Origin of the sequence: Bacillus sp. BB51/4, from assembly GCF_008368845.1 — a bacterium.
In the GTDB taxonomy this organism is placed as follows: domain Bacteria; phylum Bacillota; class Bacilli; order Bacillales; family Bacillaceae_G; genus Bacillus_A; species Bacillus_A wiedmannii.
In genome coordinates this window covers 405,986-424,873 of the sequence record NZ_QOSC01000013.1, presented here as the reverse complement: position 1 = coordinate 424,873, position 18,888 = coordinate 405,986, and the positions used below count along the sequence as shown (strand labels likewise).

The window sequence follows — 18,888 nt, the reverse complement described above, 5'->3', positions numbered from 1 at the left end:
TAACTATACAATGTACTTGTGTTAACAATGTGTTTTCCACATGTAATTCATTTCATTTGAATAAACTATGTATCTTGTTCTTTTTTGTTCAAATATTAAAGGTCATCTTACTATGTATCAGTAAAATGACCCTTTACGTATTCCTATAGACTCTTAATATTTACATGTTCTTCCGGTATCCAATTATTTTGCCCGATATCTACCGCATTTTTGGCTCTGCCCCACACACGAAAAGATTTTGATCCATCAATATTTCCTTTATAATTTATACATTCAGGCTCTGCATAGTAATTAACTCCATACCCAACGGGATATTTTGAAGATGCATAAAACCATTTCACATCAAAATGTTTTACATATACCCACTGTTTATCATTGCCTAAGCAAATCATATCTTTATTTGCGCCTCCCCAATAACCATGTAAGACTAAATATGGAGTTTTTTGAGTGATTGTACCTGTAAACTGAGGATTCGCAGGATTTTCATATAGATTTATGCCATATCCATCAGAATATTTCGAAACCGCAATACCAATACCAGTTGATTGTTGTGTATCCTCTTTGCCGGATTGAACAGATTGATTTACTTGATCCGATCCTATAAACCAAGAAAGCGACTTTTTTCCTATTAATTGATTTAAATCACATTTCCCAATACCAGGAACATTTCCCGAATCAGTATATTGCCAAATATCACACGGATATGCTGGCTTATTTCCTCCATAACGAGGAATCCATACAAAATCAACTTCAATATTACGTGCTCCAAATGATACATACGTGTGATGCCCCACGTATAGCCCTACTTTTTTCGCACCTAAACGGCGTAATTCATCTATAAACGCTTGTGTCCCCCCTTGCATATCCATCATCGTTTGAATTTCTACGTCCACCACCCAAAACTTAGCAGATTTATCGCCACGACTCCAAAAATCTTGTGCCTCTTTCCTTGCATCAGCAATAGATATAAAACGACAAAATGCATAATTACCAAATGGAATACTGCGTTTCTTCATTTCATTCACATAATTTTGATACATAAAATCTACCGTATTCGAACCATCTTGAACTCTAGCAATAACTAAATCTAGCTGAGATGCTGCAATATCCCAATCAATAGTGCCATTCCATTTTGAAATATCGATAATATACCCCAATACAATTCATCCCCTTTTTAATATCATATTCAAAGCTTGTCTTATTAAAAGCCCCTTATGCCTAATACTAGCTATCTATACTATAAATAAAGAAAATCTATATTTTTTTCAAAATATACGATCTTTTAATTAAGTTTCTACTAATTTTTCATAATCTAATCACACCATTAAACTCCATATCATTATCAACTCAACTAAAAATTTCATATTATATATTAATCTAAACAAAAAACGCAGTATACAATACTGCGTCTTAGGAGCTGATTTTATGAAAAAAAAACCTATCGTGGTCAAAGTTCCACCAAACTCAAAACTAAAAATCACATTTTTCGGTCCTTTTAACGAGGTAATTACAAATGTTTCTATAATTAATCAACTTTCCACACCTAAGTGTCAAACTATTACGCAATATCCAAACTATAAGAAATACGAAACTGAAGTACGATCATTATCCAATTGTTAATCATATTTTGATTAGCTAAACGACTTCAGTAAAAGACTAAAATTACTCATTTCATGATATTCTATTGATAATCTATTGATTTTTCACACATTTTTGTTAACCGAGCATATATTATCGTATGGAGATTATCCACTCATAAAACCTATCTTTCTTTAGAGCGTACTGTTTATGTATGCTCTTTTTTTATTTATCCCTCATCCTGTATATATAAACCTGTTTACTTTTATATTTCACAGGCGATCCCCCATCCTGCTTACTTATAAACAATTTAATCAATGTGAACTCAATAATACTCCTTTATTTATTATACTTTCACTCCTCTGTTACATTATTGTATTCACTCAAACATTATATTCATCTAATATATATCCCTTCTAAATTGACCATAGATGTATTAAAATCTTTATATACTCAAGGAGGTCAAATATGTTCAAATTGCATCCAATACTTCTCATCTTAGGATTTATTTTATTTTTATATAGTGTAATCGCCTTAATGTTATTCCTTTCCATACAATAGCAATACCTACACAAACCTTTGTTAAATATGTAATTTCTATATAGTAAAGAAAAAACGTAATTATACGGACATAAATCAAGATATCTTTTCTATTACGTTAGACAGCTAGCAAATGTAATACCAAAGAACTTTTACAACCATGTTACTCGTTTCGTTGTACGCTTTTTATTACCTGCAGAATATCTAATACTCATAATAAGCTAGCACTTTCAACCTTACTTCCTAGCATGTGAAATTCTCATGAAACAAACTATATTTAACCGATTTACTTATATATTTTAGAAAAACAATAATAATCCCCCACCATTTGGTGAAGGGGATTAACTAAACCTACTGAAAAGTGTTGTATTGTCTTCGTTATTCAGTTGGTGAAGGGAATCTTGCCGCTTCAAAGTGAACCGTATTCAAACCATTAACATTTTGTACAATTACTCCAGCAACACTACTCTCAGCAAAAACTTCAACTGAATCCCCTGCTTCTAATTGAAGAATAGACGTTACTGAAACATCATTGTTAAAAAATACACCGGTCCCAAAGAAATCATTATCAATTGCTATTGCTGGATTTCCATTCACACGAATCTCAACTCTAGCTCTGTAATTTACATTAAAATCATTTGGAGAGAATGTTATATTCCCTAATACACTATATACCCCTTTAGTCTTCGGAATAAAAATAGATGTTGCTGCATTATATTCATTCGCTAAATCAAACTGTTCATTTTGAAATAATACTTTAACTGAAGTATTTTCCGGAACAGATTGATTCATTGTATTAACAGCTCTAAATGCAGACGCCCTTACAAGCTTTTCTTTCTTATCATCACAACAATTCACTTTTACATACTTTCTATCACATTGACTATTTTTTCTAAAGCAATCATGACTTTTCTTTGTGTAATCTTTACAATACTTACAGTAATAATAAGACGTAGTAAGTCCCCCTTTAAATTTATTATTACATACTATGCAATATAGATTAGAATAGTTTGGACAAACTGTTACTATTTTCAATAGAATAAAATATCCCCACCATTTCGGTGAGGATTATTCTTTCTCTTTTGTTTACTCGACTTTATTTAATTGGAGAAGGGAATCTTGCAGCTTCAAAATGTGAGCCGTCTTCTGAAGGACTTAAAACTCCGTCTATGCTACTTTGTGCATAAACCTCAACTTGATCTCCTTCATTCAATTGAATAATCGTCGAAACACTTACTACATTTCCAAAACCTATTGGACCGAAAAAGTCATTATCTATAGCTATTGCTGCGTTTCCATTTACACGAATTTCTACACGAGCTCTATAATTTAAGCTAGGATCGTTTGGAAAGAAACCAATCGTTCCAATAATAGAGTAAACTCCCCTAGTCTTCGGAATAAAAATAGACGTTACTGGATTATACTCATTTGCTAAATCAAATTGTTCATTTTGGAACAATACCTTTACAAAAGTATTGGCAGGAACCGTTTGATTCACCGTATTTCTAGCTCTAAATGCAGATGCCCTAACAAGCTTCTCCTCGTTGTCATTACACTTACTCGTGCTCTTACAACAATCATGCTGTTTCTTTTTGTACTCTTTACAATACTTACAGTAGTAATAGCAAGACATACTAGTTCCCCTTTCATGCTTATTACTACATATTATGTAAGAGGGATTCGTAATGTTTGGACGAGCTATTGTTTTAGCACTATACTTGTCGCCTATTTATATACACTTGAGAGGAAAACATATTAATAAAAACACAACCTAGATGTATCGTGCAAAAAAGAGCAAATCTACATTCGCTCTTTCCCACATATTTACGGCCCAAAACTTATCATCCAACCTAACATAAATCCAAATAAAGCAAACAACAGCATAAAAACAAATAAACTACATGCCCACAATGCATATTTTCGACTTTTGCTTTTTGTGATCATGCCTATGACTGAGCACACCACTCCAATACCAACTATTTGCAAAAAACCTTTACCTATAAATGTTTCTTGAATAAGCAATATAATGTTCAAATACAATAACGCTAGTAAAGCAATAATGAATGAAATAGTCCCCATCCACGATTCCTGTTTATAAATATGATTCTTTCTTTTTTTTAAGAATGCCAATTCCATAACCTCGCTTCACCTACTTTCAATTTTCTAACTTTTTCGTGGCTCATCAATTTTTCAACTTCTACTTTAGGCCCAGTTACAACTGCCCCGTATGTTTTCACCCCATTTTTTTCAAGGAAAGAAATACGCTTTGACAACTCTAATACTTTCGCTCTAGATAGCTTCACTGCTAAATCTTCATGCTTCTGTAATGACTTTAACACATCAATAAATTGTTCCTCATGAGGTGAATCACTTTCAAAAGCACCACTTGGCCTTGAAATCATATCTGCTGGAAAGCCAATCGGGGCTACATACATACCCTCTTCATTCGTTTGCTTCTCCTCTAATCCTGTATTAACGGCATACCACACAATATCAATAGTAGGAAACATATTCGTTACCTCTTGTACACTTAATAATTCTCTAAAAGATACAAATGCTTCTACAACAGATTCTTGCGGAAGACCCTTTAATACTTGCGCTTCTTCGCTACTATTATAGGACGCATTATAATTATTAGGATGAGACAACACCTCGTTATCTATATATGGGACTTCTGGAATTTTTTCATCTGTTGTATATTCACGGCTTACTTTCGTTGCTCTACTTAATACATAATCTGTTTTCTCTTCTCCTATTCGAATATCTTTCTTTCCTACCCTTTTATACAAATCAAAATGCAATTGCAAACTAAGCGGCAGCAATGTTTGCTCCATGTCCCTATCTTTCAAAAATACATTTGGTTCTGTTACACTTAACGTTTGATTTACTACATTCCGTATCTCCATTGCGTTTGTAGGTGCCACTGTATAATATAAGAGTGTAGATATATATATAATAGGTTGAATAAGTAGTAAAAAAGTAAATACAATCAAAACATTCGTAATACGCGCTCTTTTTTTACCTATTTTCAACACTTGCTCCTGTTTTCCATCAGGAAGTGAAGCCGGTCTTTGATGAAGAGCTTCTTGTAACAATTCTTTATAATCATCTTGTTCAGAATGAGGTTTATCATTTGTCATTTTGACTCTTTTCCTCCTTTAACAATTCTTTTAATCTCTTTCTCCCGCGAAATATGTGACTTTTATACGTGTTTACCTTTAAATCTAATACAGTAGCACCCTCTTCGTACGTTAATTGATGTACGTCACATAATAAAATAGATTGTGCCTCTACCACTGGTAAAGTATGAATAATATGAATTAATTTTTCGTAACTATTTTTTGCGACTACATACTCTTCTGTAGATTCCCCTGCTTGTATTGTCTCTAATTCTTCCGTTCCTACAAAAGTTACTTTTTTCTCTTTCCTAACAAAATCAATAAACGTATGATATGCCACTTTAAATAGCCATGATTTTACCTTTTGGTTTTCATAGTCTTCTAGATAAAGATACGCCCGATAAAAAGTCTCCTGCATCAAGTCCTCCGCTACGTGATGGCTACGAGAAAGGGAAAATAAATACCGGTACACATCGTTTATATAAACCTTATATATTTCTTCAATCTCCATCCCCCTCCTCCTTTCATATATAACACGAATAAACAAATTAAAAAGTTGCATTATTTTCCCTTTTTTCTTTTTTATTATATAAAAGAAATATCATTTATACATTTTAATAACTATTTACAATTATAAATAAAATATGTGATGTTATGGCTGTAAATATCTTTCAAGATTAGAAAAAACGGGTCAAATCTTCTTTGTAGGTTAATAGTTATAAGACAATCGTCCTATTCGATATAACCACAAATAGGACTTCATTGCTACATCTCGATCTAATCCACGTAAATAAATGTTCATGTATCCTTTCATACAGAGCCACTAACCATCATTTTTCATGATAAAATAATCCCTATTTTTTCTTTAATCGGTATCATCTCATCAAAAAACACTTGTAATATGTACGGAGATTATCTCATCGACTATTTACAAATTGTAGTTGAGAACTATTTGACGCTTACATATCCCCCTCTCCATTTGCGGGTAATAAGACTCCCAAAAAATTTCGGAACATGCAAGAAAGATAGGTAGGAGCCGGATCGTCCGTATATGTCCAATTGGTGAGGACTAATAATCGGTTTGGGATACCTGCCCCTACTGATTAAACTTTCAATTTATAGATTAAATACAGTTCCATACGGGATAGTAAGAAAAGAACTTCCATACGGTGTGATTTGATGCACTGGGTAAAAATACTCCATAGATGAATAATACGGCTGGATACCTTGTTGCTGCATTTGCATTTGTTGTTGCATTTGTAACGCTTGTTGAACAGCTTGAACTGTACTTTGTGCTCCGCTAAACGTTATTGATGTACCATACGCTGGTCGCATACCTGCTTGGGTAGTAAAATATGAATAAAACATTATTTTCATCTCACTTCCGTAAAAGTAATTACAATTTATGTTATGATTTTTTATTTCAGTGGGTGTGGAGAATTAATCTATTAGCTTTGATTAAGTTTAAAGAATTTTTATTATCTGTTACACTTGCATATTTCATTTACAAGGTTCATCTACTAATACTAATTTAATTTTTGAAGGGGCATTTCATTAACAAATTTCTGATAACTATTTTTTAAATTCGACCACTTTCAAAATTTTAGAAATGAATGTTCAAGATTACTAAAAATAGATTACTTATCTATACAACCTTCACAAAATAAAAACACCCTAAATGGATGCTTTATTTTTCACTACTTTTATTCATTAACAATAATTCAATTGTCCTCGTATTTCACCATTAGAATGTTGTACTGTATGAACATTAATATATATGTTTCCAGATATGATTTCATTTACAAGAGTACCTAATGTTTGACCCACTAACGGCCCGACCAAATCTTCTTGAGTAATCATTCCCGTAAGAGTTGCACACTCTATTGAAACTGGATTTGTTATAGGTCCAAATAAAAAAGCTACAACAGGACCGTTCGTTCCTTTTGACCCAAGATGCAGATGGACAGCTACTACATCCTCTATATCGAATAAATCTAACTTGAATTTTAAGCTAAGCTTGTCCGGGCTTAATTTAAAGAAAGCCTCTCCTCGAGCATCTGTTTCTACTGGTGGAACTTCATTCCTGCCGCGTAACTTTGCAAAGAACATATTTACCACTCCTACGTTTTTATATACTCCTAATATATTCTTGTCCTTCATATATGGTGTTAATAAATCAGCTATTAGTCTACTTAATTTTTTTATACTATAGGTTAAATTATCAATTCTATTAAATCCATTAATTTGACTATTTCATATTACAATTTTATTCATATACTATATTAGATTACTCGAAAGGAGGCGAAAGTATGGAAAGCTGTGTTTTGTTCGTTAATGGACAACCTCTTTTAGTGGTCTCAGTCGCTGGAATCGAAATTGCTAGATTAGAACTTTCTCTTCAAGTAGCATTGACCTTAATAGCATTAGGAATTCCAATCTGTGCATAAACGTTAGGTATCTATTCAAAAGAGAGCTTAGGCTCTCTTTTTTATTTATATCTTTCCTTCACAACAAAAAAGACACCACTAAAAGCATGGCATCGCGTAAAATAACTGCTATTTGTTTAATCATTTCTTCACTAGCAACCCTAATTCATGTAGAATTTCTGAGAACGAATAGCCATATGCAAAACCTACAATACGAATCCCTGGAATCCATCTATGTTCTAAATTTTCATTGTATGTTTTCTTATAATACTTTAATTTAGAATCTATACTATATTTGTCGTCAATAATTACTTCATCGCTATGAAATCCATCCATTTCAATCTGAACAGCTACGTACTCTGCTCCCTTAATAAAGGCTTTATTATAACACTTTTCTAATTCTTCTAATGTCACTCCCATTATTAACCTCCTTTCCAAATGGGTGTTTTGTTCAATAAAAAAGAGCATCTAGATCAGTAGATGCGAAGATATATAAAAGGTAAGCTCTTTGAGTATTTAATAGATTATAAACTGGTTGCTTGTCCTACAATATATTATATGATTTTCATATAAAAATGGTTCATCAAAAAACAAGGTGAAAATTACTCATTGTCATTTTAGAAAATAGTTACATTTTAATTTTTTAAACTAGTCTATCAATCGCTCCCTTCCAACTCCTCATTTTCTTCACGTATTTGTCCAATTAATGAAATTACAGAACCTATGGCTTGTACCCAACTTCCTGCTATTTCTATCAGCTGTCTTCCTTTATTTTTTCATTCGGTTCACTATTCACTTGAGTGTTTGAATTTTTTCCATTTATATTACTTTTCCTATAAAACAAAGTAGTTTTTGCAAATAGATGATTTCTTCACTAGAACACTTAATAAATTACTCTTTTATGTTTTAAGTTAAGAAAAATATATTTCCATTTTGTTTTCTAGCCTTACTTACACTTCCTGTTAATAACCAAGTATTGATTATACGTCCCATAAGAACGTCTCGATTTTCTAAACATGTACTTAGAAGAAAAATATTCCTGAACATTACACAAATACTCCAATCGTCATTACAAGCGTTAAATGATTTAATCATTGCAGTACAACCAAATACTCCAAATAAAAATTTAGTTATACGAACTATCACTCAATTAATCAATTCTTTGCCTACTGCATCTCTTACTCAAATCTCTGCGTTATTCCAATTTCTATTCCAAAATTTATCTTCGCTCATTAGTTGTTCAAATCTATCCGACCCATTTCTGCAACAAACATTCAGCTTAATTTTACAAGGAACCTTGAACAGTTCACTCTTAAATAATACTGGACCTAAATGAAATCAAGGGCCTAAAGGAGCAACTGGAACTGTTTTTTTGCGTTCCTTAAAAACTTCATATTCATAGCCCCCCTTGTATGGAATGAAGTAACTGATTAACTTTACGAACTTGAAAAACAGTCACAAATTATCTATATCACTCTCTAATCATATTTTCTAATCTTCTAAAATTCTTTTACAAAATAAAAAAGCAGCTGTTAAGCTACTTTACATTCGTTTTATCCCCAAGTGAAATGATATATATATTCTCCCGTTACCCTTTGATTAATCCCATTAATTCTAGCAAACCTCATTAAGTCCGCCCCTTGAAGAAAATACATCGCAAGCATTACTGGCACTTGTGACCACATAAACTGATAAAGCTCCTCGACTCTCAAGTTTGTCGAAACAATTAAATCATTTACAGGTCCTTGATTCCATACAGAAGTTCTAACTGAAATAAACGGAAGATCCTTCCCATTAACCACTATTCTTGCCATGCTTTGAGTTATGTCCACATCAATTCCCTCCATCATTACAAAAATCGGACCTGTGTATTTACTCCTATGGTTATAAATATTCTCGACTTTTATAAATGACTAAGGCAAACCTCTATTTTTCACTTCTATTCAAATGAATTTATTTATTACAGTAAAAAACAAATGAAATTTTAATATTACTCTCCCTCAACTTCCATGTGTATGAACATCGGTTTTTCTAGCATCTAGTTCACCTCCTTAAAAATGCAGGATTTCCCTTTCCAATATTGAATTAGTAACATTTGGAAAGGAGGTGTAACATGGCGGAAATTAAAGTGGGACTTACACAATTTTTAGACTTCACACTGAAAAATAGTGCAGCTAAAACAAATTTTGTAAAGAATTTAAAATCTCAACCTGAATATCACCCGGTTTTTGATTACTGGAAACAATTACGAGAAACTGTTATTAAATTTCATAAAAACGAACTACCTTTTGACTGTTTTGAAACTTTAGTACAAACTGTTGACCAGAAGAAAAAGCAAAACTACATTGATGTTATAAAGCAGTACAAAAAATTTATTAAAAACAAAGACGTCTCTTGGTTTGATCCAGGTAAATCACATTGGTTATCAGATAATTTAATCGTCCGCTCATCGCCTGAACTCGGTTTGCTCATTAATGATGAGCCGCATCTTATTAAACTATTTTTCAAAGGAAAAAAAGAGCGAATTGATAAATATAACATCAACTCAACACTGACATTATTAAATGAATCAACATTTTCAAATGAATATAACGATGTGAATTATACTGTCCTTAACATCCAAAAGAACAGAATGTATACGAATAACTCTATTAATAATGATCATTTAATAGCTCTTGAATCAGAAGCCCACCAGCTTTCTTATTTATGGAATAAGGTGTAAAAGGGTATAGGTATCTCTTTCAATACCTTGTTCATGCGTAATTTGGGCACAATTTTCACAAATCCAATTCGTTTCTTTTAATTGAAGCTCACCTTCTTGTTTCTCACAAACAATGCAAGGTGGGCGTTTTTGTTTCTTCACCCATTTCAACATCCTAATTCCCCTGACTTCTTAACCGCTAAATAATTCCTAAGATGTTCTTATGATCCCTTTCGCGTTCCACATCATGTTTTTTCTTTCACTCTATACAGTGCAGCAATTTCCCCTCTTGTTAGTCACGCTTCTTTCACCCATATTACTTTTTTGGGTTGTGATTATTGCTGGAACTCATATAACGCCGCCCTAATCTCTTCTCTCACAACTTCACGAATACGTTCTTATAACGATTCCTCTAAATTCATACATGCATCCCCTACATCTTTTTTTGAATTTCCTGCTTGTTGTTTCATTCACTCATAAAATTTATGAGTAATGATTATCCACCGTTTACCTTCTCTAAGTACCAGAAAGAGATTGCTTGTTTTATCCGACATTACATTTCAGTCGCTTCATAAACATCTCATAAAAATATGTGAGGAAAAGAACGTTATAGCAATGGCTATCATGAATACAATTTAAATTATCCTACTTATAATAGTAACCTTACAATTCAGAAGTTTGACACAACCCTAGAAAAAGCTTATAAAGAAAAGTGAGGTTCCAACCTAAAATATTAATAGTGAAAAAGGAGAAACAAAACATGAAAGAAATCAAATCTGAACAGGAATTCAAAGACATTATCGCAAGTGAGGAGCCAGTAGTTGTTAAGTTCTTTACTACATGGTGCCCAGATTGTGTGCGTATGGACAACTTTATCGGAGATGTAATGGAAGAGTTCAATAAGTTTGAATGGTATTCTATTAACAAAGATGAATTCCCAAGTATCGCTGAAGAGTATCAAGTAATGGGTATTCCAAGTTTACTTGTATATCAAAATGGTGAGAAACTAGGCCACTTACATAGTGCTAACGCAAAAACTGAAGAGCAAGTTACTGAGTTTTTAGAAGCATACTAAGATTAAAACCCTCTGAAAAATAATTTCTAGAGGGTTTTAATCTTTTTTCACAATTATCTTTCGTAGTTGTTTCGTCATTTCTTCAGAAGTGTAGTATACAGTTTCTTCATGACCAATGTACATAATTACACTCCTTTCCCCTTCATCTCCGAGGTATAAATGGATACCCTTCGTATCACTATTTTCATATGTAATTAGTATATCGTATTGTGGTGTTTCGCCTCTTTTCTTTTGTTTTTTCATGCCATTAAACATATTATTAATTCCATTGATTATTTGTTTGTCTTCCATGTTTAGAAAATAATTTTCATTTAATCCACCGTATCCATTAAAAGTAGATATGGATACTTTAGAAATATTATGTTCCTTCACATTTTCGTTATTTGATGAATTACACCCAATCATTATAAGAACAATACATAGTAAGAAAAATATTAGTTTTTTCATCCTCTTACCCTCCCACCCTTTAATTGTAAAACAATCCCAATTAATTTCACACCCTAACTTTGCACTTTACAACATATTTTTCCTTCACGAAACTTTGTTATCCCCTTCTTAAAAACCTAAAAAACGTCAACAATGTTTGTATAGACCCACACGAGTTTCGTTTGGTACTCTATTTATAGAAAGAAATTCCTTGTAGAAAGGTGAGTGATTAAAATGGATACTCTTTCTCATAAAGAAGCTGATAAAGGTGCGATTGTCAGCATTATGGCCTACATATTTTTATCCTCTATGAAAATCATCATCAGTTATATTACCCTCTCTAGCGCATTACGTGCTGACGGTTTAAATAACTTAACGGATATCGGTGCTTCTTTAGCGATATTAATTGGTCTAAAAATCTCTCGTAAACCTCGTGATCCAGATCATCCTTATGGGCATTCGCGCGCAGAACAAATTGCATCACTTGTTGCTTCTTTTATTATGGCAACGGTCGGTTTAGAAGTTGTTATTAGCGCCATTCAATCTTTTTTTAATCCGAAACAAGCAGCGCCTAATGTACTTGCTGCATGGGTAGCCTTATTTTCTGCTGTCGTTATGTACTTTGTATATTTATATACGAAAAAGATTGCAGCACGAACAAAAAGTAAATCATTAGAAGCCGCTGCAAAGGATAATTTATCAGATGCTCTCGTAAGTATCGGTACAGTAGTAGGTATTGTCGGTTCGCAATTCCAAATGCCTATTTTAGATCCTATTGCCGCTTTAATTGTCGGCCTTATTATTTGTAAAACTGCATGGGAGATTTTCGTAGAAGCTTCTCATATGTTAACGGATGGAATCGATCCAGATAAGATGGAAGAGTATGCTGGTGCTATTGAACATATTGGTGGCGTGGAAAACATCGTAGACATTCGCGCTCGTATGTACGGGAATCAAACGTACGTTGATATTACAATCGAAGTAGATGCTCGTATGGATGTTGGTGAAAGTCATTGTATTACTGATAACATCGAGGCTATGCTCCGGAAAAAGTTTGGCATTTACCATGCACACATTCATGTTGAACCAATGGAAAAAGAACCTATTATGACATAGGTTCTTTTTTAATGAACGCTTTATGAAATATAACACATAAAACGAGCCAGCTACCGCCAGCTGCCCATCCTGCTAATATGTCAGATGGATAGTGAACGCCAAGATATATTCGGCTAACTGAAATAGATAATACAACAAAGCTCGCTATAAAAATAATCAACAATTTTTTATGCAATGTAATACGTTCTTCTGTAATTGTGACGTATGCAATAAATCCTAAAAAAGCAGTAGCATTCATCGTATGACCGCTCGGAAAACTATATCCAGTTGCAGTAACAAGCTGCGTTACATCAGGTCTTGCTCGTTCGTACCATAGTTTAAGCATACTGTTTAAATAACGAGATCCATAATAATTAATTGTTAGAAGTAATGCACTAAGCAACTTTTTTCTAACGAGAAAATACATTACAAGAATGATGAGTAACGGAAAATATATTCTTTTGGAACCGATAAAAGACACCCAAGTAAAGTAGGCTGTCAAGTAATCGTTTCGAAAGCTTTGAATAAAATGCGCGACTATATTGTCAAATTTCTCAATACAAGCGGTATGATACGAAAGTGATAATACGACAAAACAAATGAGTAGCGTAAAACTTAACAAGTATAAATGTCGATATCGTTTCACATACATAACCTCACTATGCAAAAAAATGGAGCGGTTGTTTTAGTTTTCCTCTCCATCTCTTTTTTATGCATAGTTTATTAAAAAATATAATTGTTAATTTTTTCTTGCATTGTTGGAATATCTTCGTTCGTTACTGTAAAGCGAACCACTTTCTCGTCAAGATCAAGCGCTTCCGCAAATAAACCTGCTAATCCGCGAGATTTTCTGTCTACTTCCATAATAATTTCTAAGCGATCGTAAGCGCTTGGTAAGATTAATAATTCTAGTTCATCTAATTTCCCATAATACTCTCCGGAAACAGGAACAAACTCAAATTCTTGTGCAAACGGAACTTGCTTACGTAATCGATACGGTAATTCTTCACATTCTATATGGCGCGCTTTAAAACCTAATTGATTTACACTCTCTAACACACTATTTAATAGTGCATTAGGCAACACTTGAATGTAATCACGATCACTTGGATCTATACTGCGTTTAATATCAAGACCTGTATGCACCCAAACGGTTTTCATTCCAAGTGTAAGCGGCGTTTCAACTGGCATTATAAATGAAAATGGAATTTCTTTTTTTTCATTCGGCTCAACAGAAAAAGGTTCTGTTAAACGAACTCGCTCTAAATCATATGTTGCTGTTACTTTTTTATCATCCACTTCTCGTACATACGACGTCGATAACGTTAAGTAAATGCTTTCAATTTGTTGGCTAACTGAACCACCAGTTATATGAACCTTCCCTAGTATTTCTTCTCCAACAATATACTCATCTTTTTCAAGAACTGTATCTACTTTTGCATTACCAATACCAACACTTGCTAAAAACTTTTGAAACATGGAACCTCCATCCTTTCTAAAGCAAAAGCTATATCTTTTTTTAAATCTTGTACATTCTCATAGTACGGCGTTTTTATTTGTAACATTCGCATAAGCATCTCACGGTTATAATTTTCCAAAGTTAATTCGTCATACCATGGTTTTTCATGTTTTTCATTAGATTCATAGCCTGCATATAATAAAAATAACGAGAAATGACCAAGCGCATAAAAATCGCTACGAAAGTGAACTTCTCGCATCATAGCTTGTTCACCTTCATAAGTTGTAGCTCGTTCATCACCCTCACCCTTCAATTTAGCCAAACCAAAATCAATAATACTAATTCGATTTTCTTTCATTAATATATTCGGAATACGTAAATCTCGGTGAATAATACCTTTACTATGAAACACCGATACAATTTCTAATATTTCATATAAAATTTTAAAAACTTCACGTTCTGTATATGCATGCCCATCTAAGAAAATATAATCTTCGAAATTTTTACCAGGCATATATTCCATCACGAAAAAGCTTTTTTTCTCCCATACGAAATGATCATATAAACTAGGAATTGCATGATGATTTAATGTTTGTAAAATCATTTTCTCTTGTTCAAATGATTTTCTACCAGACTCATATCTTTGTTTACTCTGTCTTAATTGTTTTAAGACTTTATATCTATTTATTTGTAAGTCATTAACGACATATGTAACCCCATAACTGCCCATTCCAATTACTGATTCAATTTTATAACGTTCTGCAACGATTGTATTTTTTCGCAGTGGTCTATCAAATAAAGCTAGTATACGACGCCATTTCATTAGCTACTTGAAAAGAAGCTACGACTTTTACGTTTTCTTTTATAATGCTGATGCCCATAACCAGATGAACGTCGTTTATAATCGCTACTTGAATAAGAGCGACCTCTATGGCGATAATCACTACTAGAATACGAACGATTTTTTTTCCTACCTAATAAAGAATCAATAATTTTTTTGAACATCCCTTCACCTCTTGAGTAAAATTTTCTTTTAATTATACCAATAATTTCTGACTTTATTTGTGACAAGTTTGTAAAGAGTAAAAAACGACGAGTTAAGCCCGCCGTTACTTTCACTCATCCTCTTCATCAAAAACTTCATCAATCATACATTTCTCTAATAAATACTCGAATGTAATATCTGCGAGATCTTCAATTTCTTCTCGTTTTGGGACGTACCCTCTTTCAATTAGTTGCTCATAAAAAAACTCCGCAATCTCTTCCGTATCAATTACGACCTCAATTTCCTTCATGAGCATCACTCCTTTATTTCTGTTTTATGAAAAAATCTCAAAATTATGTATATGAGATTAGAAAAATAGTTTTTCTTTTTTTATAGGTCATATCCTTTGGACGAGATGCATACGATGGTAGTACAAGCTATCAAAAAGGGGGATTTAATTATGGAATACCAATATGAGGTAGAACAAGAAGTAGGGCAAACAAAAGAAGAGTTCATGCATGAAGATCAATGGGCAGACTCTCTTATTAAATGGCTTTTTATTTTTTTAATAATTGTAGGCATACCTTATACTGCATATGTTGTTGTTCAATTCATTCTCTCTTTCTAGTTAACTATTTTTTCTCTGTCAATTTAACTAAATAATTATGAACAACATCCATAACAATTTTGTATTCTTCATCTTTAAATGTATCGAATAACAATTGATAATCGTTATAAATATCAAGTAATCCATCAATGATCTCTTGACGATTTGTCTTAACACTCACTTTTTTTGAGTTGTTAATTGACTTTAATTTCCCTAAATCTAATTTATTCATACCAGCTTTATCTTGTTTCATTTTCTTCAAAATTGCATTTGCCGTTTGAGCATTAGCAAGTAACGTTAAATCTGATTCATCCGCTTCTAACCATTCACCATCCGTAATTCGTGACAATTCGTATATAGTATCTTCCCATGCGTCATTTTTATATCTCCATACTTCTGTACGAAAACCAACAATACGAAACACATCTTTATCATATCCTGTTACTTGCACGAGATCACCAAATGTGAAATTATAGTTTAATTCAATCCACTCAGTTTCACCTTTTTTCATATCTTGCTCTGAAACGTGCTGCAACGTTTGCTCTACGTAAAACCCATCGTGATTATTGACTTCGTAAACGTAAACTCCATCTAAAACCTTCATATTTGTGATTTTACCAACGGTTCCATATAGCGTAATCACGACTATGTCCCCTACGTTATATTTAGGTTGCTTTTTTCTCGCCATCTATATCTCTCCTTTTTTTGACGTCGTGATTTTGATAACAGTATATGCAACCTACATAAAAACGCTTATCACAGAAGCGTATATTCATAAATTTTTTCAATAAAAAATATCACCGTATAAAAAAATTATTTACAACGTAAAAAAAAGCTAGCAAATAGACTAGCTTCACGTCAAAAAATTCATATAGTTCTTATCTCTCTTGTATGTATAAATCCCAAGCTTCATCAAATATAGACATACTTTCTAGCAATCCACTTAACTCTAAGTATGAACTAATTTCATCATAATCTTCAGATTGCTTTGGAAAGCTTAAATCATCATACATTGCTTCTGCTAAATTCGATACTTCATTACTAAATAAAGCTGCACGATGCTTCATCATATAGTGGTAAAATGTCTTTTTCAAAAATATTCCCTGCCTTTCTAACTTGGATACATTATACAAGGCAAAAAAGAAAAAAACCAGCATAAAAGCTGGTTAAAAGTCGAAATAATTTCTTTTTAATAGACGTGGTCTTCCCATTAATTCTTCATATGTTAGTTGTTTTGGTAAATCTTTCGTATAAATTAGAAACAATTGATCTTCTATTTCTTTCACTGTTTGATCTGCTTGATAGTCCATACCACATGAGGAACAAGAAATGCATGGTGTCTCTTGGATTTCAATGGCTTTCGTACCATCTGGTAATTCCCAATATACAGTATTCAAGCTTTCTTTCGCTTCTGTACTGTCACACCACATACAATTCATACTGCATCACCCTCATTTTTTTTGTCGTTTTCTTCTAATTTAGCCATTTGCGATTGATACTTTTTATCTTTAAGTTGATCACGCTTATCACGTTTATCTTTTAGTGATGCATGAGTGTCATTATCTTCATAGTCTTTACGACGGCTCATACGCTGTAAGTCGTCTGGAACAAGGTTAAATTTCTTATCACTCATAAGACCTGCGATACCAACATCTGAACGTTTTTCTTCGTAGTTTGGATAGATTTCCTTAAAGTACCCTTCTGCTCTTCCTGGGATATAGCTCTCTGGCTCTGGATACGTTGTAATAACACCTTCAAAGTTACGAAGCACAACTTTATCTGCACTTTGCGAAATTAAATAGTTTGGTTGAAGCGCAATTTTTCCGCCGCCTCCTGGTGCATCTACAACGAATGTTGGAACCGCATAACCAGATGTATGACCGCGTAAACCTTCAATAATTTCAAGACCTTTAGATACTGGTGCACGGAAATGACCAATACCTTCAGATAAGTCACATTGATAAATGTAGTATGGGCGTACACGGATTTTTACTAAGTCATGCATAAGTTTTTTCATAATTGGAACGCTGTCGTTAATACCAGCTAAAATTACTGCTTGGTTTCCAATTGGAACACCAGCATTTGCTAGCATTTCACATGCTTTTTTCGATTCCTCTGTAATTTCAATAGAAGTATTGAAATGTGTATTTAACCATACTGGATGGTATTTTTTAATAATGTTACATAAGTTTTCTGTAATACGCTGCGGGAATACTACCGGCGCTCTCGTTCCGATACGAATAATCTCGACATGCGGAATCTCTCGTAAATTTTTTAATACATATTCTAAAATTTTATCGTTAATAAGAAGACCGTCACCACCAGAAATTAATACATCTCGTACTTGTGGTGTATCACGAATGTAACCAATTGCATCATCTAATTGTTTCTTCGGCACACCCATTCCAATTTGTCCACTAAAACGACGGCGCGTACAATAACGACAATACATAGAACATTGATTCGTTACTAAGAACAATACGCGGTCTGGATAACGATGTGTTAGCCCTGGAACTGGTGAATCTTCATCTTCATGAAGCGGATCTTCTAAATCATATTTTGTTTTATATAACTCTTCCGAGATCGGTACAGATTGCATCCGAATCGGACAGCGTGGGTCATCAGGATTCATTAACCAAGCATAGTACGGTGTAATATTTAACGGGATCGTTTTTGTTGAAATTTTAACGCCTTCTTCTTCTTCAGGTATTAAATTAATCACTTTCTTTAAGTCATCCAAAGTTTTGATCGTATTCGTTAATTGCCAAACCCAGTCATTCCATTGCTCTTCAGTAACATCCTTCCACAACTCGATATCCTTCCAGTGACGATTTGGTTTGTATACATCATGTAACATTGCTATTCCCCCTTTTTATA

27 protein-coding genes and 2 pseudogenes are annotated in these 18,888 nt (G+C 33.2%); 7 read left to right on the top strand and 22 right to left on the bottom strand.

Annotation, left to right across the window (positions count from 1 at the left end; genetic code table 11):
* Positions 1-143: 143 nt before the first annotated feature.
* Positions 144-1,157: a glycoside hydrolase family 25 protein gene (locus DN392_RS19440; RefSeq protein ID WP_048566467.1), complete on the bottom strand. Its 1,014-nt coding sequence runs from the start codon at positions 1,155-1,157 to the stop codon at positions 144-146.
* Positions 1,158-1,425: 268 nt separating this feature from the next.
* On the opposite strand from DN392_RS19440, the gene DN392_RS19435 reads away from it, so the two are divergent.
* Positions 1,426-1,620 (top strand): hypothetical protein, encoded by a 195-nt coding sequence (locus DN392_RS19435; protein WP_000729007.1) that lies wholly within the window; start codon positions 1,426-1,428, stop codon positions 1,618-1,620.
* Between the two features lie 876 nt (positions 1,621-2,496).
* Here the strand turns inward: DN392_RS19435 and DN392_RS19430 are convergent.
* The 7 genes from DN392_RS19430 to DN392_RS19395 form a co-directional block, all read right to left on the bottom strand.
* Positions 2,497-3,108: a hypothetical protein gene (locus DN392_RS19430; RefSeq protein ID WP_061672177.1), complete on the bottom strand. Its 612-nt coding sequence runs from the start codon at positions 3,106-3,108 to the stop codon at positions 2,497-2,499.
* A gap of 106 nt (positions 3,109-3,214) precedes the next feature.
* On the bottom strand, positions 3,215-3,751 hold the full coding sequence (locus DN392_RS19425) for a C1q-like domain-containing protein (RefSeq protein WP_001278094.1): 537 nt from the start codon (positions 3,749-3,751) through the stop codon (positions 3,215-3,217).
* A 191-nt stretch (positions 3,752-3,942) separates the two neighbouring features.
* Positions 3,943-4,254 (bottom strand): hypothetical protein, encoded by a 312-nt coding sequence (locus DN392_RS19415; RefSeq protein ID WP_000417667.1) that lies wholly within the window; start codon positions 4,252-4,254, stop codon positions 3,943-3,945.
* The gene (locus DN392_RS19410; RefSeq protein WP_048566468.1) at positions 4,236-5,258 is read right to left on the bottom strand and encodes an anti-sigma factor; all 1,023 of its coding nucleotides are present in this window, start codon (positions 5,256-5,258) and stop codon (positions 4,236-4,238) included. The genes DN392_RS19415 and DN392_RS19410 overlap by 19 nt, the downstream gene beginning before the upstream one ends.
* Entirely contained in the window at positions 5,248-5,748 is a 501-nt protein-coding gene (locus DN392_RS19405; RefSeq protein ID WP_088321177.1) for a sigma-70 family RNA polymerase sigma factor, read from the bottom strand. Before DN392_RS19405 ends, DN392_RS19410 begins: the two co-directional genes overlap by 11 nt.
* Before the next feature lie 605 nt (positions 5,749-6,353).
* Positions 6,354-6,605, bottom strand: coding sequence for a DUF3947 family protein (locus tag DN392_RS19400; protein WP_000500107.1), 252 nt, complete (start codon positions 6,603-6,605; stop codon positions 6,354-6,356).
* Positions 6,606-6,947: 342 nt separating this feature from the next.
* Positions 6,948-7,346 carry a CHRD domain-containing protein gene (locus tag DN392_RS19395; protein ID WP_088321175.1) on the bottom strand — a complete coding sequence of 133 codons (399 nt, stop codon included), beginning with the start codon at positions 7,344-7,346 and terminating at the stop codon, positions 6,948-6,950.
* Between the two features lie 200 nt (positions 7,347-7,546).
* On the opposite strand from DN392_RS19395, the gene DN392_RS19390 reads away from it, so the two are divergent.
* The gene (locus DN392_RS19390) at positions 7,547-7,684 is read left to right on the top strand and encodes a DUF3956 family protein (RefSeq protein WP_000443219.1); all 138 of its coding nucleotides are present in this window, start codon (positions 7,547-7,549) and stop codon (positions 7,682-7,684) included.
* A 120-nt stretch (positions 7,685-7,804) separates the two neighbouring features.
* On the opposite strand, the gene DN392_RS19385 is transcribed toward DN392_RS19390, so the two are convergent.
* On the bottom strand, positions 7,805-8,083 hold the full coding sequence (locus tag DN392_RS19385; RefSeq protein WP_000539239.1) for a hypothetical protein: 279 nt from the start codon (positions 8,081-8,083) through the stop codon (positions 7,805-7,807).
* 236 nt (positions 8,084-8,319) lie between these two features.
* Positions 8,320-8,480, bottom strand: a pseudogene (locus DN392_RS31410) (DUF6944 family repetitive protein); the annotation flags it as partial.
* A gap of 234 nt (positions 8,481-8,714) precedes the next feature.
* On the opposite strand from DN392_RS31410, the pseudogene DN392_RS30920 reads away from it, so the two are divergent.
* Positions 8,715-8,990 (top strand): annotated as a pseudogene (locus tag DN392_RS30920) (collagen-like repeat preface domain-containing protein); the annotation flags it as partial.
* Positions 8,991-9,216: 226 nt separating this feature from the next.
* Here DN392_RS30920 and DN392_RS19370 read toward each other — a convergent pair.
* Entirely contained in the window at positions 9,217-9,570 is a 354-nt protein-coding gene (locus tag DN392_RS19370; protein WP_046955713.1) for a hypothetical protein, read from the bottom strand.
* Between the two features lie 206 nt (positions 9,571-9,776).
* Here DN392_RS19370 and DN392_RS19365 point away from each other — a divergent pair, with 206 nt between their 5' ends.
* A complete protein-coding gene (locus tag DN392_RS19365) occupies positions 9,777-10,385 on the top strand; it encodes a hypothetical protein (protein WP_061672167.1) in 609 nt (202 codons plus the stop codon).
* On the opposite strand, the gene DN392_RS30460 is transcribed toward DN392_RS19365, so the two are convergent.
* Entirely contained in the window at positions 10,368-10,538 is a 171-nt protein-coding gene (locus DN392_RS30460) for a hypothetical protein (protein ID WP_000922286.1), read from the bottom strand. The two genes, DN392_RS19365 and DN392_RS30460, sit on opposite strands and share 18 nt — an antisense overlap.
* A gap of 586 nt (positions 10,539-11,124) precedes the next feature.
* Here DN392_RS30460 and DN392_RS19360 point away from each other — a divergent pair.
* A complete protein-coding gene (locus DN392_RS19360) occupies positions 11,125-11,439 on the top strand; it encodes a thioredoxin family protein (RefSeq protein ID WP_000658777.1) in 315 nt (104 codons plus the stop codon).
* A gap of 36 nt (positions 11,440-11,475) precedes the next feature.
* On the opposite strand, the gene DN392_RS19355 is transcribed toward DN392_RS19360, so the two are convergent.
* Positions 11,476-11,886: a YhfM domain-containing protein gene (locus DN392_RS19355; protein ID WP_000733264.1), complete on the bottom strand. Its 411-nt coding sequence runs from the start codon at positions 11,884-11,886 to the stop codon at positions 11,476-11,478.
* A 213-nt stretch (positions 11,887-12,099) separates the two neighbouring features.
* Here DN392_RS19355 and DN392_RS19350 point away from each other — a divergent pair, with 213 nt between their 5' ends.
* The gene (locus tag DN392_RS19350) at positions 12,100-12,981 is read left to right on the top strand and encodes a cation diffusion facilitator family transporter (RefSeq protein ID WP_000380378.1); all 882 of its coding nucleotides are present in this window, start codon (positions 12,100-12,102) and stop codon (positions 12,979-12,981) included.
* Here DN392_RS19350 and DN392_RS19345 read toward each other — a convergent pair.
* From DN392_RS19345 to DN392_RS19325, 5 genes are all read right to left on the bottom strand, one after another.
* Complete coding sequence (locus DN392_RS19345) at positions 12,971-13,606, bottom strand: phosphatase PAP2 family protein (RefSeq protein ID WP_000833364.1); 636 nt, start codon at positions 13,604-13,606, stop codon at positions 12,971-12,973. The genes DN392_RS19350 and DN392_RS19345 overlap by 11 nt on opposite strands.
* Before the next feature lie 77 nt (positions 13,607-13,683).
* Complete coding sequence (locus DN392_RS19340) at positions 13,684-14,439, bottom strand: sporulation protein (protein ID WP_048563103.1); 756 nt, start codon at positions 14,437-14,439, stop codon at positions 13,684-13,686.
* Positions 14,421-15,242 (bottom strand): serine/threonine protein kinase, encoded by an 822-nt coding sequence (locus DN392_RS19335; protein WP_000872030.1) that lies wholly within the window; start codon positions 15,240-15,242, stop codon positions 14,421-14,423. Before DN392_RS19335 ends, DN392_RS19340 begins: the two co-directional genes overlap by 19 nt.
* The gene (locus DN392_RS19330) at positions 15,242-15,424 is read right to left on the bottom strand and encodes a hypothetical protein (RefSeq protein WP_000473373.1); all 183 of its coding nucleotides are present in this window, start codon (positions 15,422-15,424) and stop codon (positions 15,242-15,244) included. The genes DN392_RS19335 and DN392_RS19330 overlap by 1 nt, the downstream gene beginning before the upstream one ends.
* A gap of 110 nt (positions 15,425-15,534) precedes the next feature.
* On the bottom strand, positions 15,535-15,714 hold the full coding sequence (locus tag DN392_RS19325) for a YozD family protein (RefSeq protein ID WP_000658451.1): 180 nt from the start codon (positions 15,712-15,714) through the stop codon (positions 15,535-15,537).
* A gap of 150 nt (positions 15,715-15,864) precedes the next feature.
* Between DN392_RS19325 and DN392_RS19320 the strand changes: the two genes are divergently transcribed.
* On the top strand, positions 15,865-16,032 hold the full coding sequence (locus tag DN392_RS19320) for a DUF3930 family protein (protein ID WP_000456535.1): 168 nt from the start codon (positions 15,865-15,867) through the stop codon (positions 16,030-16,032).
* A gap of 4 nt (positions 16,033-16,036) precedes the next feature.
* Here DN392_RS19320 and DN392_RS19315 read toward each other — a convergent pair whose 3' ends face one another.
* From DN392_RS19315 to kamA, 4 genes are all read right to left on the bottom strand, one after another.
* A complete protein-coding gene (locus tag DN392_RS19315; protein ID WP_000101496.1) occupies positions 16,037-16,699 on the bottom strand; it encodes a hypothetical protein in 663 nt (220 codons plus the stop codon).
* A 190-nt stretch (positions 16,700-16,889) separates the two neighbouring features.
* Positions 16,890-17,105: a YozE family protein gene (locus DN392_RS19310; RefSeq protein WP_000750728.1), complete on the bottom strand. Its 216-nt coding sequence runs from the start codon at positions 17,103-17,105 to the stop codon at positions 16,890-16,892.
* Positions 17,106-17,177: 72 nt separating this feature from the next.
* Positions 17,178-17,450: a YokU family protein gene (locus DN392_RS19305; RefSeq protein WP_000995761.1), complete on the bottom strand. Its 273-nt coding sequence runs from the start codon at positions 17,448-17,450 to the stop codon at positions 17,178-17,180.
* On the bottom strand, positions 17,447-18,868 hold the full coding sequence (gene kamA / locus DN392_RS19300) for a lysine 2,3-aminomutase (RefSeq protein ID WP_000902132.1): 1,422 nt from the start codon (positions 18,866-18,868) through the stop codon (positions 17,447-17,449). The genes DN392_RS19305 and kamA overlap by 4 nt, the downstream gene beginning before the upstream one ends.
* Positions 18,869-18,888 lie beyond the last annotated feature (20 nt).